The organism is Xanthomonas sp. D-99 (genome assembly GCF_017746145.1).
Classification (GTDB): domain Bacteria; phylum Pseudomonadota; class Gammaproteobacteria; order Xanthomonadales; family Xanthomonadaceae; genus Xanthomonas; species Xanthomonas cissicola.
Genome location: NZ_JAGHWU010000014.1, coordinates 47390 through 60801 on the forward strand (window position 1 = coordinate 47390; position 13412 = coordinate 60801).

13 protein-coding genes are annotated in these 13412 nt (G+C 63.2%); 11 read left to right on the top strand and 2 right to left on the bottom strand.

Going from position 1 to position 13412, the window contains the following annotated elements; translation table 11 throughout:
* Positions 1-2: 2 nt before the first annotated feature.
* On the bottom strand, positions 3-251 hold the full coding sequence (locus J7360_RS06525) for a hypothetical protein (RefSeq protein WP_015472303.1): 249 nt from the start codon (positions 249-251) through the stop codon (positions 3-5).
* A gap of 134 nt (positions 252-385) precedes the next feature.
* Here J7360_RS06525 and J7360_RS06530 point away from each other — a divergent pair, with 134 nt between their 5' ends.
* From J7360_RS06530 to J7360_RS06575, 11 genes are all read left to right on the top strand, one after another.
* Positions 386-943: a glutathione peroxidase gene (locus tag J7360_RS06530; RefSeq protein WP_057660266.1), complete on the top strand. Its 558-nt coding sequence runs from the start codon at positions 386-388 to the stop codon at positions 941-943.
* 35 nt (positions 944-978) lie between these two features.
* Positions 979-1164, top strand: a complete 186-nt coding sequence (locus J7360_RS21335; RefSeq protein ID WP_244667780.1) for a hypothetical protein — start codon at positions 979-981, stop codon at positions 1162-1164.
* Positions 1082-2005, top strand: coding sequence for an FKBP-type peptidyl-prolyl cis-trans isomerase (locus tag J7360_RS06535; protein WP_244667778.1), 924 nt, complete (start codon positions 1082-1084; stop codon positions 2003-2005). Before J7360_RS21335 ends, J7360_RS06535 begins: the two co-directional genes overlap by 83 nt.
* A gap of 25 nt (positions 2006-2030) precedes the next feature.
* Positions 2031-3380 (top strand): UDP-glucose/GDP-mannose dehydrogenase family protein, encoded by a 1350-nt coding sequence (locus J7360_RS06540; protein WP_022559646.1) that lies wholly within the window; start codon positions 2031-2033, stop codon positions 3378-3380.
* Complete coding sequence (locus J7360_RS06545) at positions 3373-3609, top strand: SlyX family protein (RefSeq protein WP_003483700.1); 237 nt, start codon at positions 3373-3375, stop codon at positions 3607-3609. Before J7360_RS06540 ends, J7360_RS06545 begins: the two co-directional genes overlap by 8 nt.
* A gap of 18 nt (positions 3610-3627) precedes the next feature.
* Positions 3628-4362, top strand: coding sequence for a DUF2058 family protein (locus J7360_RS06550; protein ID WP_337411367.1), 735 nt, complete (start codon positions 3628-3630; stop codon positions 4360-4362).
* 325 nt (positions 4363-4687) lie between these two features.
* The gene (locus J7360_RS06555) at positions 4688-5533 is read left to right on the top strand and encodes a transporter (RefSeq protein WP_057660260.1); all 846 of its coding nucleotides are present in this window, start codon (positions 4688-4690) and stop codon (positions 5531-5533) included.
* A 140-nt stretch (positions 5534-5673) separates the two neighbouring features.
* Entirely contained in the window at positions 5674-6849 is a 1176-nt protein-coding gene (locus J7360_RS06560; protein WP_209033491.1) for a LacI family DNA-binding transcriptional regulator, read from the top strand.
* A 13-nt stretch (positions 6850-6862) separates the two neighbouring features.
* Positions 6863-8173: an L-fucose:H+ symporter permease gene (gene fucP, locus J7360_RS06565; RefSeq protein ID WP_209033493.1), complete on the top strand. Its 1311-nt coding sequence runs from the start codon at positions 6863-6865 to the stop codon at positions 8171-8173.
* Positions 8170-9156 (top strand): carbohydrate kinase, encoded by a 987-nt coding sequence (locus J7360_RS06570; RefSeq protein WP_209033495.1) that lies wholly within the window; start codon positions 8170-8172, stop codon positions 9154-9156. The genes fucP and J7360_RS06570 overlap by 4 nt, the downstream gene beginning before the upstream one ends.
* Positions 9153-10358 carry an AGE family epimerase/isomerase gene (locus tag J7360_RS06575; protein ID WP_057660256.1) on the top strand — a complete coding sequence of 402 codons (1206 nt, stop codon included), beginning with the start codon at positions 9153-9155 and terminating at the stop codon, positions 10356-10358. Before J7360_RS06570 ends, J7360_RS06575 begins: the two co-directional genes overlap by 4 nt.
* 139 nt (positions 10359-10497) lie before the next feature.
* Here J7360_RS06575 and metH read toward each other — a convergent pair whose 3' ends face one another.
* Entirely contained in the window at positions 10498-13251 is a 2754-nt protein-coding gene (metH, locus tag J7360_RS06580) for a methionine synthase (protein WP_209033497.1), read from the bottom strand.
* Between the last annotated feature and the right edge of the window lie 161 nt (positions 13252-13412).

Consider the following 13412-nt stretch of genomic DNA (forward strand, 5'->3'; position numbering starts at 1 on the left):
GATCAGCTCCGTGGGCGCAGGGCCTGCGCGAAGGAGAAATAGGGCATCGACAGCGAAGCGCGCACATGCCGGCCAGGCCGGGAACGCGCTTCGGGGGGAGTTGTCGCGTTTTCCGTAACCGCCTCCGACACGCCATAATCGGCGCCGGACTCCGTCACCTGACTGGAAGCGGCTCCCAGGCAACCAATGGCAAACAGGGTGCTGCCGAACAGCAACAGCGGAACTGGTCGCGTGAAGCGTGTGCTGTTCATGCTTTCCCCTGCGTTGGATGACTGGTGTTGTATTCAACTATAACACCGACACGCAGGTAGTCAACTGTTTGTCATCCCCAACTGATGGCACCCCTTTATCGGTGCGCCGCCTCAACTCTCGAAGGGCATTGCTCATGTTGCTCAATCGTCTGCTAGCTCTTGTATTGACTGGCTTCTTTGCAACGTCCGCGTTCGCTGCCGGCACCCCGGTACTGGATGTGGAGTACCGGCCGCTGGCCGGCAAGACGCCGATCAACCTGAACCGTACCTACGGCGGCAAGGTTGTCATGGTGGTCAACACCGCCAGCAAGTGCGGCTTCACCCCACAGTACGAAGGTCTGGAAGCGCTCAACCAGCGCTTCGGCAGCCGCGGCTTCACCGTGCTGGGCTTTCCGTCCAACGATTTCCAGGGACAGGAACCGGGATCTGAGAAGCAGATCCAGGAATTCTGCACGCTGACCTATGGCGTGAAGTTCCCGATGTTCGAAAAGGTCCATGTGCTGGGTGCGCAGGCAACGCCGCTGTATCAGCGCCTGACCCAGGCCACTGGCGTGGCGCCGGGCTGGAACTTCCACAAGTATCTGATCGGTCGCGATGGCCGGGTGGTTGCGCAGTTCCCCAGCAAGATCAAACCGGACGATCCGAGCGTGCTGGCAGCAATCGAACGCGAGCTCAAGGCGCCGGCGCGCTGAGCGCAGCGCTCGCATCGCCGCGCGCGCGTGCGACAATGCGCATTCAGCGCCATCGGTGGCGTGTCTTTTCACTTTTGGGAAGTGCATCGAATGAAGATGGGAAAGCGCGGCGCGGCGGCGTCGTTACTGATGGTGGCAATGGCGGCGTCGATGCCGGCGATGTCGCAGCAACCTGCCGCAGCGGCCACCAAGGAGAAGCCAGCTTTGAATGCATCGTCTGATAAGAGCACGCGCGATAACGTCAGCTACGCCATCGGTATGGACGTGGCACGTTCGTTCGAGCCGATTGCTCAGGACATCGATGTGAACGCGATGCAACGCGCCATCGAAAATGCGTTCAAGGGCGGCAAGCCGCTGTTGTCGGATGAGCAGACCCAGGCCACCGATACTGCGTTGCGTACCGCGCTCGCTGCCCGCAACGGCCAGCAGGTGCCAGGCATGGCGCCGGGCGCCGTGCCGGCTGCGCCGTCCAAGGAAAATGTCGGCCTGATGCTTGGCGATCGTGCGGTTGGTCCGTCGCTGGCCGGCATCAAGGATGAGATCGATCTGTCGATCCTGATCGAAGCGGTGCGTACCGTGTTCGCCAAGGGCACCACGCGTCTGACCCAGCAGGAGGCCGCAGCCACCATGCAGGCATTCGCCTCTGCCAAGCAGGGCGCCGCCGCTGCTAATAATCGTCAGCAGGGCAATGAATTCCTTGCCAAGAACAAGACCGAGAAGGGCGTGATCACCACCGCGTCCGGCCTGCAGTACATGGTGTTGCGCCAGGGGAGCGGCGAGCGCCCGATGCGGACCAGCAAGGTGCGTGTGAACTACGAAGGCAAGCTGCTCAACGGACAGGTCTTCGACAGTTCCTACCAGCGCGGCCAGCCGGCGGAGTTCGGTCTGGATCAAGTCATTCCCGGTTGGACCGAGGGCGTCGCGTTGATGCCGGTCGGTTCGAAATACCGTTTCTGGATTCCATCCAACTTGGCCTATGGCCCGAACGGCACGCAAGGAGGGCCGATCGGACCTGACGCAACGTTGACGTTCGATGTCGAACTGATGGGTATCCTTCCCTGATCTTCCGCAGCAGGCAGTTCATTCCATGCGCGTTGCGATCTTCGGCACCGGCTACGTGGGTCTTGTGACCGGTGCCTGCCTGGCGGAAGTGGGGCACCAGGTCGTCTGCGTGGACATCGATCAAGCCAAGCTTGATGCCCTCAATCGCGGGCTGATTCCAATCTACGAGCCCGGCCTGGAGCCGATGGTGAAGGCCAACCATGCCGCCGGCAGGTTGCGCTTCACCAGCGATGCGGCTGCCGCGATCGCGCATGGCGAGATCACCTTCATTGCCGTAGGCACGCCGGCCGACCAGGACGGGAGTGCCGACCTGCAATACGTGCTGGCAGTTGCGCGCACGGTGGGCCGGCATATCGACGGCCCGGCGATCGTGGTCAACAAGTCAACGGTGCCGGTCGGCACGGCCGATCGCGTGCGCGCGGCGATCCAGGAAGAACTGGCCGCGCGCGGAGTGGCGCACGACGTCGATGTCGTCTCCAATCCCGAATTCCTCAAGGAAGGCGGCGCGGTGGCCGACTGCATGCGCCCGGACCGCATCGTGATCGGCGCCAAGAAGCCGGCGGCCATTGCGCGCATGCGTCGCCTGTACGCACCGTTCAATCGCAACCGCGATCGCATCGTCGAAATGGACGTGCGTTCGGCCGAACTGACCAAGTACGCGGCCAACGCGATGCTGGCGACCAAGATCAGTTTCATGAACGAGATCGCCAATATTGCCGAGCGTGTCGGTGCCGACGTCGAACATGTGCGTAACGGCATCGGCTCTGATCCGCGTATTGGCTGGCACTTCATCTATCCCGGCGCCGGTTACGGCGGCTCGTGCTTCCCGAAGGACGTGCAGGCATTGGCCAAGACGGCCGAGCAGTACGGCATGCAGCCGACCCTGCTCAACGCAGTGGAAAGCGTCAATCACGCGCAGAAGGGCCATCTGTTCGAACTGGTGCAGCGGCATTACGGTACCGAGGGCACCGGCAGTGTGGCCGGCAAGACCTTCGCGGTGTGGGGTCTGGCGTTCAAGCCCAATACCGACGACATGCGCGCTGCGTCCAGCCGTCGCTTGATGGAACAGTTGTGGGAAGCCGGTGCCACCGTGCGCGCCTACGACCCTGAAGCCACTCGCGAAGCCAGGCGCATCTTCGGCGAGCGCGACGATCTGACCTTCTGCGACGATGCCTTTTCTGCACTGGAAGGTGCCGACGCACTGGTCGTGGTCACCGAGTGGAAGCAGTTCCGAAGCCCGGACTTCGGCAAGATCAAGCAGGCCTTGAAGGACGATGTCGTCTTCGACGGCCGCAACCTTTACGATCCGCAAGAGATCGAAGCCGCAGGTCTGGCGTACTACGCCATTGGACGAGGCCGTTCGCTGTATGCATGAGCAACTCCCGCTGCAAGACCGCGCGCTGGAAGCGCGGTTGATCGAATTGGAAACGCGCCTCTCCTTCCAGGAGCAGGCGCTCAACGAACTGAGTGAAGCACTTGCGGACGCCCGTTTGACGGGCGCACGCAATGCCGAATTGATCCGCCACCTGCTCGAGGATCTGGGCAAGGTGCGCTCCACATTGTTTGCCGATGCAGCGGACGAACCGCCGCCTCCGCACTACTGATTGCAGATTGCCACCGCCATGAGCGATACCTTACGTGACCAATTGCTTGGGTTGGGCTTCAAGTCCGCGCCCAAGCCCGAACGCAAACCCGATGCACGGCCCGCAGCGCGTGCACATGGCAATGGTGGCAAGCCAGCACCCGGGGGCAATCGGCCGGGCGAGGGCAGGGGGCCGCAGCGTCCGCATGCCGCTGCGGCGACCGATGGCCATGGCGAGCGCAGAACCGCTGGCAGGCCCGAGCGTCGTCATGACGGCAAGCCCGGTGCAGCGCCGCGTCCGCAGCATCCCGCTGCAGACCGCCGTGGCCCCAGGCCGGCGCGCACGCGCGAAGATATCGATCTGGCCAAGGCCTATGCGATCCGTGCGCAGCGCGAGAAGGACGAGCGCATCGAAGCCGAGCGAGTGAAGCAGGAAGAAGCACGCCTGCGTCGCGAAGCCAAGGCCAGGCTCGAAGCGCTGGTGAAGGACAAGGGCTTGAATGATGCCGCTGCGGATATCGCCCGGCACTTTCCGTATGGCGGCAAGATCAAGCGCATTTACGTCAACGCCGATCAGCTCAAGGCGCTCAACGCCGGCGAGCTGGGCGTGCTGCAACTCAACGGACGCTATCTGCTGGTGACTGCCGAGCTACTCGCCGAAGCCGAAGCGGTGTTCGCCCCATCGGTGGCATTGAAAGTGGACCCGAACGCACCAGCGGGCGAGGACCCGTACGCTGATCCGAAATATCAGGTGCCCGACGATCTGGTCTGGTAAGACGCGCGCTGCGTGTTGTGTGTTGTATAGGGGCGCCTGCGGGTGCCCTTTTTAGGCATTTATCCGCAGGCAGCAGCGCGCAGTCTCCGCGTAAGCCAGAGGGCGGCCATGGGATTGTCGGGCGTAGAACGCATGCTGGTTGTCTGATCATGGTGCTGCACCGCCAGCGGGGCTCACCCTGACCGCTAACCCGGCAGACAACGAACTGAGCGCCGCTATACAAGCCGGTCACAGGCGGCGCGGCACCATGCGCGCCGTTACGTATCGATGCAGGCCGGCGCCTTTCGCCGTGGTCTCGTCCCTGCGCGGTTGCTCTGTCCTGCCAATGGTGCTGCATATGTCCCTGTCGTCGAAATCCTTGAAATCCAACGCCGTGGCGGCCGTCGTCTCTCGTGCGCCTATTCGCGTGCCGGTGCGGGCGCTGCGCCGAACCTCGTCAGCTGCGGTGGTGCTCGCGCTGTGCGTCGCTAGCGGCCATACCGCCGCGCAGGCAGACGATGCGCCAGCGTTCGACCGGCCGGGCATTCCGTTCGCTGCGGAGGCGTTGCAGCCAGGTGCGTTTGCGTGGGAACAGGGCTTGCCGGACGCGAGTACCGATCGCAGCGGCGGGCAGCGCACGACCCAATACACTGCCGACACGCTGCTGCGTCTGGGGTTGTTCCGGAATGTCGAGCTGCAACTCGGGAGTGACAGTTACAACTGGCAGCATGGCGGTGGCGCGCGGGTGCGTGGCGGTGGCGACAGCAGTGTCGGGTTGAAGGTGGCCTTGCCATCGCGTTCGGAGAGCTTTCATTGGGCTGCGTTGGGCACTTACAGCATTCCGACCGGCAGCCCGGCCTTCAGCGACGGCTACTCGCGCGAACTCGGTGTGACTGCATCCTGGGATCTGGCGCAGCAGCGCGCCATCGCGTTATACGTCAATTACGCGCGCGACGACGACGGGCACACCTGGACGTTCTCTCCCAATTACACGTTTTTCTCCGGCGACGATTTCAGCAGCTATGTGGAAGCGGGCTTGGACACCGGCAGCGAGCATGCGCGCGTGGCTGGCGCGGGTGGCGCCTGGCAGCTGCCGCATGCGATGCAGCTGGATGTGTCGGTGTTGCGCGGACTGACCTCGGAAAGCCCGGACTGGCAGGGCGGCATCGGACTGTCGATCGCGTTTGAGTGAGTGGCGCGAACCGCCGCTGCTGGGTCACTGGCCAATCGGCGCGGTGCCTTGGGCCTCTCAGCCTGGTGCCAGCTGAGCTATGTTGCACTGCCGCATGCATTGGCTGCGCGGAAAAGGCCTAATTGGATCGATCCAATTAGATGCCACTGCATGCGTCTTTCTTCCATCGCAAGGCTTTCCACGTGACGCCAGCCAAGCCGACATCCGAGATGACGGCGGACGACGTTACGCCGGGCGCGGGGCGCGGGGCGGTGACGTTACGCGATATCGCCGGCGCCATCGGTGTCTCGCGCGCAACGGTGTCGCTGGTGTTGCGCGGTAGCCCGCTCGTGCATGCGAGCACGCGCGCGCGCGTGGAGGCCGAGCTGGATCGGCAGAATTACATCTACAACCGCGCCGCGGCGAATTTACGCCAGCGCACCTCGTCCAGCGTCGCGCTGGTGATCAACGATTTGTCCAACCCGTTTTTTGCCGAGTTCGCCGCCGGCGTCGACGAAGCACTGGGCGCAGCCGGCTATGTCACCTTGCTCGGTAGCACCGGCGAATCGACGCAGCGTCAACAAGCAGTGCTGACTTCGCTGATGGAGCACACGCCGGCCGGCATCATCCTGTCGCCGGCCGAAGGCAGCCAGGCGCAGGCGCTGAGCCAGGTGCTCGGCCGCCAGCGCAACGTGGTGCTGTTCAATCGCGAGGTGGAAGGCGCGCAATGGGATCTGCTGGCGCTCGACAACGCACAAGGCGCGTTCGTGGCCTGCTCGCATCTGATCGCGCAAGGTCATCGGCGTATCGTGTTTTTCGGTGGGCATGCCGCATCCAGTTCCTGCCGCCAGCGCCGCGCCGGCTACGCGCGTGCGATGCAGGAGGCGGACCTGGAAACGCATTACGTCGAGTCGGCTCCAAATCGCCAGGACGCCGCAGTCTGCGGGGCGCGCTTGCTAGGCAGTACGGCGCAGGCAGCGACTGCGGCGGTCTGCTACAACGACAGCGTTGCGCTCGGCTTGATGGCGGCACTGGCCAAGCACGGTATCGTGCCCGGCCGCGACTTCGCGGTGACCGGCTTCGACGACATCGCCGAAGCGGCGCTGTTCACGCCTGCATTGACCACCCTGGCTGCAGACCCGCGTGCGCGTGGCAGGCAGGCTGCGCAATTGGTGCTGCAACGGATCGGTAGCCCCGAGCTTGCCGCACAACAGCTGACCGCCGCAGTCGCACTGAATATTCGTGCGAGCAGCGCCTGCGGACCCACAACGCGAATGTCACCACCTCCCCCAAGCGGTCCATCCGCCCATTCCCCCACCAAGGCCTCAGGCCGCTGACCAGGCAATCCCTATGGTTTCCCTTTCCACGCAATCCTCCGTGCCCAGCGGCAACAAGGCGCCAGTCAACAACGGCGTCGCGTTGTCGGTGGTCACCACGATCTTTTTCATGTGGGGCTTTCTGACCTGCCTCAACGACATCCTGATTCCGCATCTGAAGGCGGTGTTCGAGCTCAACTTCGCGCAGGCGATGCTGGTGCAGTTCACCTTCTTCGGTGCCTATTTCCTGATGTCGCTGCCGGCCGGTTGGCTGGTGAACCGGTTGGGCTATAAGCAGGGTATCGTGGCCGGCTTGGCGGTGGCGGCGGTCGGCGCGCTGGGCTTCTGGCCAGTGGCGGAATTGCGCGTGTACAGCGCATTTCTCGGCGCGTTGTTCGTACTGGCCACTGGCATCACCATCTTGCAGGTGGCCGCCAATCCCTACGTCGCCTTGCTGGGGCCCGAGCGCAGCGCCTCCAGTCGCTTGACCCTGGCCCAGGCACTGAATTCGCTCGGCACTGCAATCGCGCCACTGTTGGGCGGCTGGTTGATCCTGTCCAACACGGTCATGAGCGGCGACCAACTGAAGGCCTTGCCGGAAGCCGAGCAATTGGCTTATCGCGTGCAGGAAGCGCAGGCCGTGCAAGGCCCGTACATCGGGCTGGGCATCGTGCTGTTCCTGTTGGCGATCTTCGTGTTTCTGTTCCGTCTGCCGGCACTGACCGACGCCAGCGCACAGAAAGACGACAGCAAGCATTCCCTGCTCGATGCCTTGCAACACCCGCATGTGCGCTTCGGTGTGTTGGCGATCTTTTTCTACGTCGGCGCAGAAGTGGCGATCGGCAGCCTGATGGTCAATTACTTCTCGCTGCCGCAGATTGGTGGGTTCACCGAGCGCGAGGCAACCAAGTACGTGTCGGCCTACTGGACGCTGGCGATGATCGGCCGTTTCATCGGCTCGGCGCTGCTGGCCAAGCTGTCGCCGCGCGTGTTGTTGTCGGTGTTCGCTGCAATCAACGCGGTGTTGCTGGGCCTGACAATGGCCAGCGGCGGCATGCTGGCGGTGTACGCGCTGGTGGCGATCGGCCTGTTCAATTCGATCATGTTCCCGACCATCTTCACCCTGGGCATCGAGCGGCTTGGTCCGCTGACCGGGCGCGCGTCGAGCCTGCTGATCATGGCCATTGTCGGCGGCGCAATCGTGCCGTATCTGCAAGGGCTGCTCGCCGACAGCATCGGCCTGCATGAGTCGTTCGTGCTGCCGTTGCTGTGCTACCTGTACATCGTGTTCTACGGTATCTGGGGCTCGCGGTTGCGCGGCGCACTGGCGGAGGCACGCGCATGAGTGCGAGCAAGCATCAGGTGGTGTGTTTCGGCGAAGCGCTGATCGACATGCTGGCGTTGCCGCAGGCCCGCCCGGACCAGGCGCGCACCTTTGCGCAATATGCCGGCGGTGCGCCGGCCAATGTCGCCGTCGCGGTGGCGCGCCTGGGGGGCGCTGCGCATTTTGTCGGCATGCTCGGGCGCGACATGTTCGGCGATTTCCTGCTGCAAAGCCTGCAGCAATCCGGCGTGGCAACCGACGGCATCGTGCGCACCGATCAGGCCAAGACTGCGTTGGCGTTCGTTGCGTTGGACGAAGCGGGCGAGCGCAGTTTCAGTTTCTACCGTCCACCGGCAGCGGACCTGTTGTTCTGTCCCGAGCACTTCGCTGCGGACGGGTTTACGCAGGCAGCGGTCTTGCATGTGTGCTCCAACAGCATGACCGAGCCGGAGATTGCCCAGTGCACGCTGGACGGCATGCGCCGTGCGCGCGCCGATGGCGCCATCGTCAGCCTTGATCTGAATCTGCGCCCGATGCTGTGGCCGCAAGATGTCGACCCGGCGCCGTTGCTATGGGAGGCGCTGGCGTTGGCCGATGTGGTCAAGCTTTCGCGCGAGGAACTTGAGTATCTGGCGGGAACGCTCGATAGCGACGCCAGTGCGGTTACGCAAAAGCTGTGGCAGGGCAGGGCCAGTTGGTTGCTGGTCACCGATGGCGGCGGGCCGGTGCATTGGCAGACACGCACCGATTCGGGCCAGGTGCCGGCATTCCAGGTGCAGGTGCGCGATAGCACCGCCGCTGGCGATGCGTTCGTCGGCGGGCTGCTGTATCAGCTGGCAACGCGTGCTGCATCGCTGGAGCAGCTGTGCGGTGATCCCGCGGTAATCAATGAGGTGATCCGGTTTGCTGCCGCAGTCGGCGCGCTGGCGGTGACGCGCAAGGGCGCGTTCGCGGCAATGCCGAGCATCGATGAAGTCCATTCCTTGATCCAGGAACAATCATGAGCCGTTTGCCTGCAACACCCGCACCCGATTTCCGTTCGGCCGACGTCTTGCGCCAGCACATCGCCGACACCATGGCGTTCTATCATCCGCGCGCGATTGATCCGGCCGGTGGGTTTTTCCAGTATTTCCGCGATGACGGTTCGATCTACGATGCCGGGCATCGCCACCTGGTCAGCAGTACGCGCTTCGTCTTCAATTACGCGATGGCGTACCGCGAGTTCGGCGACGCTGCGTACCTGCAGGCGGTACGTCACGGGCTGGACTATCTGCGCAACGTGCATCGCAACCCGCAAACGGGCGGTTATGCGTGGACGCTGCGCGATGGCGTGGTCGAAGACGACATGAATCACTGCTACGGCGTTGCCTTTGTGTTGCTGGCGTATTCCTGCGGCTTGAAAGCCGGCGTCGATGAGGCGCGTGCGTGGATGGACGAAACCTGGCAACTGCTGGAAAAACACTTCTGGGAAGCAGGCTTCGGCTTGTATCGCGACGAAGCCGACGCGCAGTTCAACTTCACCAGCTACCGCGGTCAGAACGCCAACATGCATATGTGCGAGGCGATGATCGCCGCGTACGAGGCAAGCGGTGAGCAGCGTTATCTCGATCGCGCACTGGTGCTTGCGGAGAACATGACCCAACGCCAGGCTGCCAAAGCCGATGGGCTGGTGTGGGAGCATTACGACCTGCGGTGGAATATCGACTGGGATTACAACCGCGACAATCCCAAGCACCTGTTCCGCCCTTGGGGCTTTCAGCCGGGCCATCAGACCGAATGGGCCAAGCTGCTGATGCTGCTGGATCGCTATGCACCGGCCGACTGGTTGCTGCCCACCGCGCAGCACCTGTTCGATGTGGCGGTGGAGCGCTCATGGGACACGCAGCGCGGCGGGCTGTATTACGGCTTCGATCCCGACGGGAATGTTTGCGACGACGATAAGTATTTCTGGGTGCAGGCCGAGTCGCTGGCCGCTGCCGCATTGCTGGCCCAGCGCAGCGGCGACGATCGCTACTGGCAGTGGTATGACACGCTGTGGGCCTATTCGTGGGCGCACATGATCGACCATCAATATGGCGCGTGGTATCGCATCCTGGATGCGGACAACCGCAAGTACAGCGATGAGAAAAGCCCGGCGGGTAAGACCGATTATCACACCATGGGTGCGTGCTACGAAGTCTTGAACGTGTTGCGGCCGGCTGCTTGATGCTGGCGTGATCCAAGCGCCGCCGCGCAATGCGGCGGCGTTGCAGCGTAGGAGCGCACCCGGGCGCGATGAGGCGCTACCGGGAAAGCCTCGTCGCGCCCGGGTGCGCTCCTACGATATCTGCGGTCTGCAGATGCCCTTACTCCGGGTCGTAATCCAGATTCGATGCCAGCCAACGCTCGGCCAGTGCCAGCGTGATGCCCTTGCGCTTTGCATAATCGGCCACCTGTTCCTTGCTCAGTCGCCCGACCACGAAGTACTGGCTCTTGGGGTGGCTGAAGTAATACCCCGAGACCGCGGCAGTGGGCAGCATCGCGAAGCTTTCGGTCAGCGACATGTCGACGTTGCCCTCGGCATCGAGCAGATCGAACAAGGTACGTTTTTCGCTGTGTTCGGGGCAGGCCGGGTAACCGGGTGCCGGGCGAATGCCGCGATAGCGCTCGGCGATCAAGGCTTCGTTGTCCAACGCTTCGTCCTCGACATAACCCCAGAACTCGGTGCGCACGCGCTGATGCAGGCGCTCGGCCAGCGCCTCTGCCAGACGGTCGGCCAGAGCCTTGAGCAGGATGGAATTGTAGTCGTCATGCGCGGCTTCGAAGCGAGCCACATGCGCATCGATACCGATGCCGGCAGTGACCGCGAAGGCGCCGATCCAGTCCTGCCTGCCGCTGCTTTTTGGAGCGATGAAATCGGCCAAGCAGAAATCCGGGCGGTCGATGGGCTTGTCGACTTGTTGGCGCAAGAAGTGCAGGAGTTGCCGGGATTGGGGATTGGAAATTCGGGATTGGCTCTGCTTCTGCCAATCTCCAATCTCGACTTCCGAATCCCGGTGGTCCGTCAGGACCACCTCAACATCATCCCCAACGCTATTTGCCGGCCACAGCCCGAACACGGCCTTGGCCGTCAACCACTTCTCTTCGACGATGCGCTTGAGCATGCGGCGTGCGTCACGATACAGCTCGCTGGCCTGGGTGCCGACGATGTCGTCGCTGAGAATCGCGGGAAACTTGCCGGCCAGTTCCCATGCCTGGAAGAACGGCGTCCAGTCGATGAGTTCGATCAGCTCCTGCAACGGGTAGTCGTCGAAGACGTGGATGCCTGGCTGGCGTGGGGCCGGTGGCGTGTAGGTGCCCCAATCGCCGTCGAAGCGTTGCGCACGCGCTTTTTCGAGCGACACCAAGCGCTTGGCATCGCCGCGATTACGGTGGCGCGCGCGGATTTCTGCGTAATCGGCATCGTTGGCGGCGACGAAGGCCTGGCGCAGGTCGCGCGAGATCAGCGACTGCGCCACGCCCACGGCACGCGAGGCGTCCTTCACCCACACGGTGGGCGCGGTGTAGTGCGGGTCGATCTTCAGCGCGGTGTGCGCGCGCGAGGTGGTTGCGCCGCCAATCAACAACGGAATGTCAAAGCCCTGCCGCTGCATCTCGCGCGCCACATGCGACATTTCTTCCAGAGATGGCGTGATGAGGCCGGACAGCCCGATCAGATCCGCGTTTTCTTCGCGTGCGCGATCCAGGATCACCTGCGCGGAGACCATCACGCCCAGATCCACCACATCGAAGTTGTTGCAGGCCAATACCACGCCGACGATGTTCTTGCCGATGTCGTGCACGTCGCCCTTGACGGTGGCCATGATGATCTTGCCGTTGGACTTGCCGACATCGCCGGTGCGCAGTTTTTCCGCTTCGATGAAGGGCAGCAGATACGCCACCGCTTTTTTCATCACGCGCGCGGACTTGACCACCTGCGGCAAAAACATCTTGCCGGCGCCGAACAAATCGCCCACCACGTTCATGCCGTCCATCAGCGGGCCTTCGATCACGTCCAGAGGGCGTGTGGAATGTTGGCGCGCTTCTTCGGTATCGGTTTCCACGAATGCGTCGATGCCATGCACCAGCGCATGCGCCAGGCGCGCGCGTACCGGCTTGTCGCGCCAGGCCAGGTCTTCGACTTTTGCCGCGCCCTTGGTGCCCTTGTAGCGCTCGGCGATTTCCAGCAGACGTTCGGTGCCGTCACGGCGCCGGTTGAGGATCACGTCCTCCACGCGTTCGCGCAGTTCCGGGTCCAGCTCGTCGTAGATCGGCATGCCGCCGGCGTTGACGATGCCCATGTCCATACCGGCCTTGATCGCATGGAACAGGAACACCGAGTGGATTGCCTGGCGTACGGTTTCGTTGCCGCGGAACGAGAACGAGACATTGGAAACGCCGCCGGACACATGGCAGTGCGGCAGCGTGTCCTTGATGATGCGAGTGGCTTGGATGAAGTCCACCGCGTAGTTGTCGTGCTCTTCGATGCCGGTGGCCACGGCAAAGATGTTCGGGTCGAAGATGATGTCTTCCGGCGGAAAGCCCACCTGCTCGGTCAGCAGCTTGTAGGCGCGCGTGCAGATCTCGACCTTGCGTGCGCAGGTGTCGGCCTGGCCCGCTTCGTCGAAGGCCATCACCACCGCGGCGGCGCCGTAGCGCAACACCTTGCGTGCGTGTTCGATGAACACCGCTTCGCCTTCCTTGAGCGAGATGGAATTTACCACGCTCTTGCCTTGCAGGCACTTCAATCCCGCTTCGATGACACTCCACTTGGACGAATCCACCATCACCGGAATGCGCGCGATATCCGGCTCGGACATGATCAGGTTGAGAAAGCGCGTCATTGCCTTCTCCGAATCGATCAGGCCTTCATCCATGTTGACGTCGAGGATCTGCGCACCGCTGTCCACCTGCTGACGCGCGACCTCCACCGCTTCCTCGTAGCGCTCCTCCTTGATCAGCTTGCGGAACTGCGCACTGCCGGTGACGTTGGTGCGCTCGCCGACGTTGACGAACAACAGGTCCGGCGTAATGACCAGCGGCTCAAGGCCGGACAAGCGGGTGTAACGGGGAGTGCTCATGCAAGGCTCTGCTGGAAGGCGACGCTGACGGCGCGATCGGTCGTGGTGAGTGAGTGTTCACGGCCCGGCGCTGGGGCGTGGTGCCATGCCGCCCTCATCCGGCGCTTCGCGCCACCTTCTCCCGCAGACGGGAGAAGGGCGGTGCGTTGCGCACGGCGCGT

Excerpts from the sequence above, each read along its gene's own strand:
- fucP (WP_209033493.1), top strand. The coding sequence starts at position 6,863 with ATGGTTTCCCTTTCCACGCAATCCTCCGTGCCCAGCGGCAACAAGGCG.
- J7360_RS06525 (WP_015472303.1), bottom strand. The coding sequence starts at position 251 with ATGAACAGCACACGCTTCACGCGACCAGTTCCGCTGTTGCTGTTCGGC.
- J7360_RS06530 (WP_057660266.1), top strand. The coding sequence starts at position 386 with ATGTTGCTCAATCGTCTGCTAGCTCTTGTATTGACTGGCTTCTTTGCA.
- J7360_RS06575 (WP_057660256.1), top strand. The coding sequence starts at position 9,153 with ATGAGCCGTTTGCCTGCAACACCCGCACCCGATTTCCGTTCGGCCGAC.
- J7360_RS06550 (WP_337411367.1), top strand. The coding sequence starts at position 3,628 with ATGAGCGATACCTTACGTGACCAATTGCTTGGGTTGGGCTTCAAGTCC.
- J7360_RS06540 (WP_022559646.1), top strand. The coding sequence starts at position 2,031 with ATGCGCGTTGCGATCTTCGGCACCGGCTACGTGGGTCTTGTGACCGGT.
- metH (WP_209033497.1), bottom strand. The coding sequence starts at position 13,251 with ATGAGCACTCCCCGTTACACCCGCTTGTCCGGCCTTGAGCCGCTGGTC.
- J7360_RS06560 (WP_209033491.1), top strand. The coding sequence starts at position 5,674 with ATGCCACTGCATGCGTCTTTCTTCCATCGCAAGGCTTTCCACGTGACG.
- J7360_RS06535 (WP_244667778.1), top strand. The coding sequence starts at position 1,082 with ATGGCGGCGTCGATGCCGGCGATGTCGCAGCAACCTGCCGCAGCGGCC.
- J7360_RS06570 (WP_209033495.1), top strand. The coding sequence starts at position 8,170 with ATGAGTGCGAGCAAGCATCAGGTGGTGTGTTTCGGCGAAGCGCTGATC.
- J7360_RS06545 (WP_003483700.1), top strand. The coding sequence starts at position 3,373 with ATGCATGAGCAACTCCCGCTGCAAGACCGCGCGCTGGAAGCGCGGTTG.
- J7360_RS06555 (WP_057660260.1), top strand. The coding sequence starts at position 4,688 with ATGGTGCTGCATATGTCCCTGTCGTCGAAATCCTTGAAATCCAACGCC.
- J7360_RS21335 (WP_244667780.1), top strand. The coding sequence starts at position 979 with ATGCGCATTCAGCGCCATCGGTGGCGTGTCTTTTCACTTTTGGGAAGT.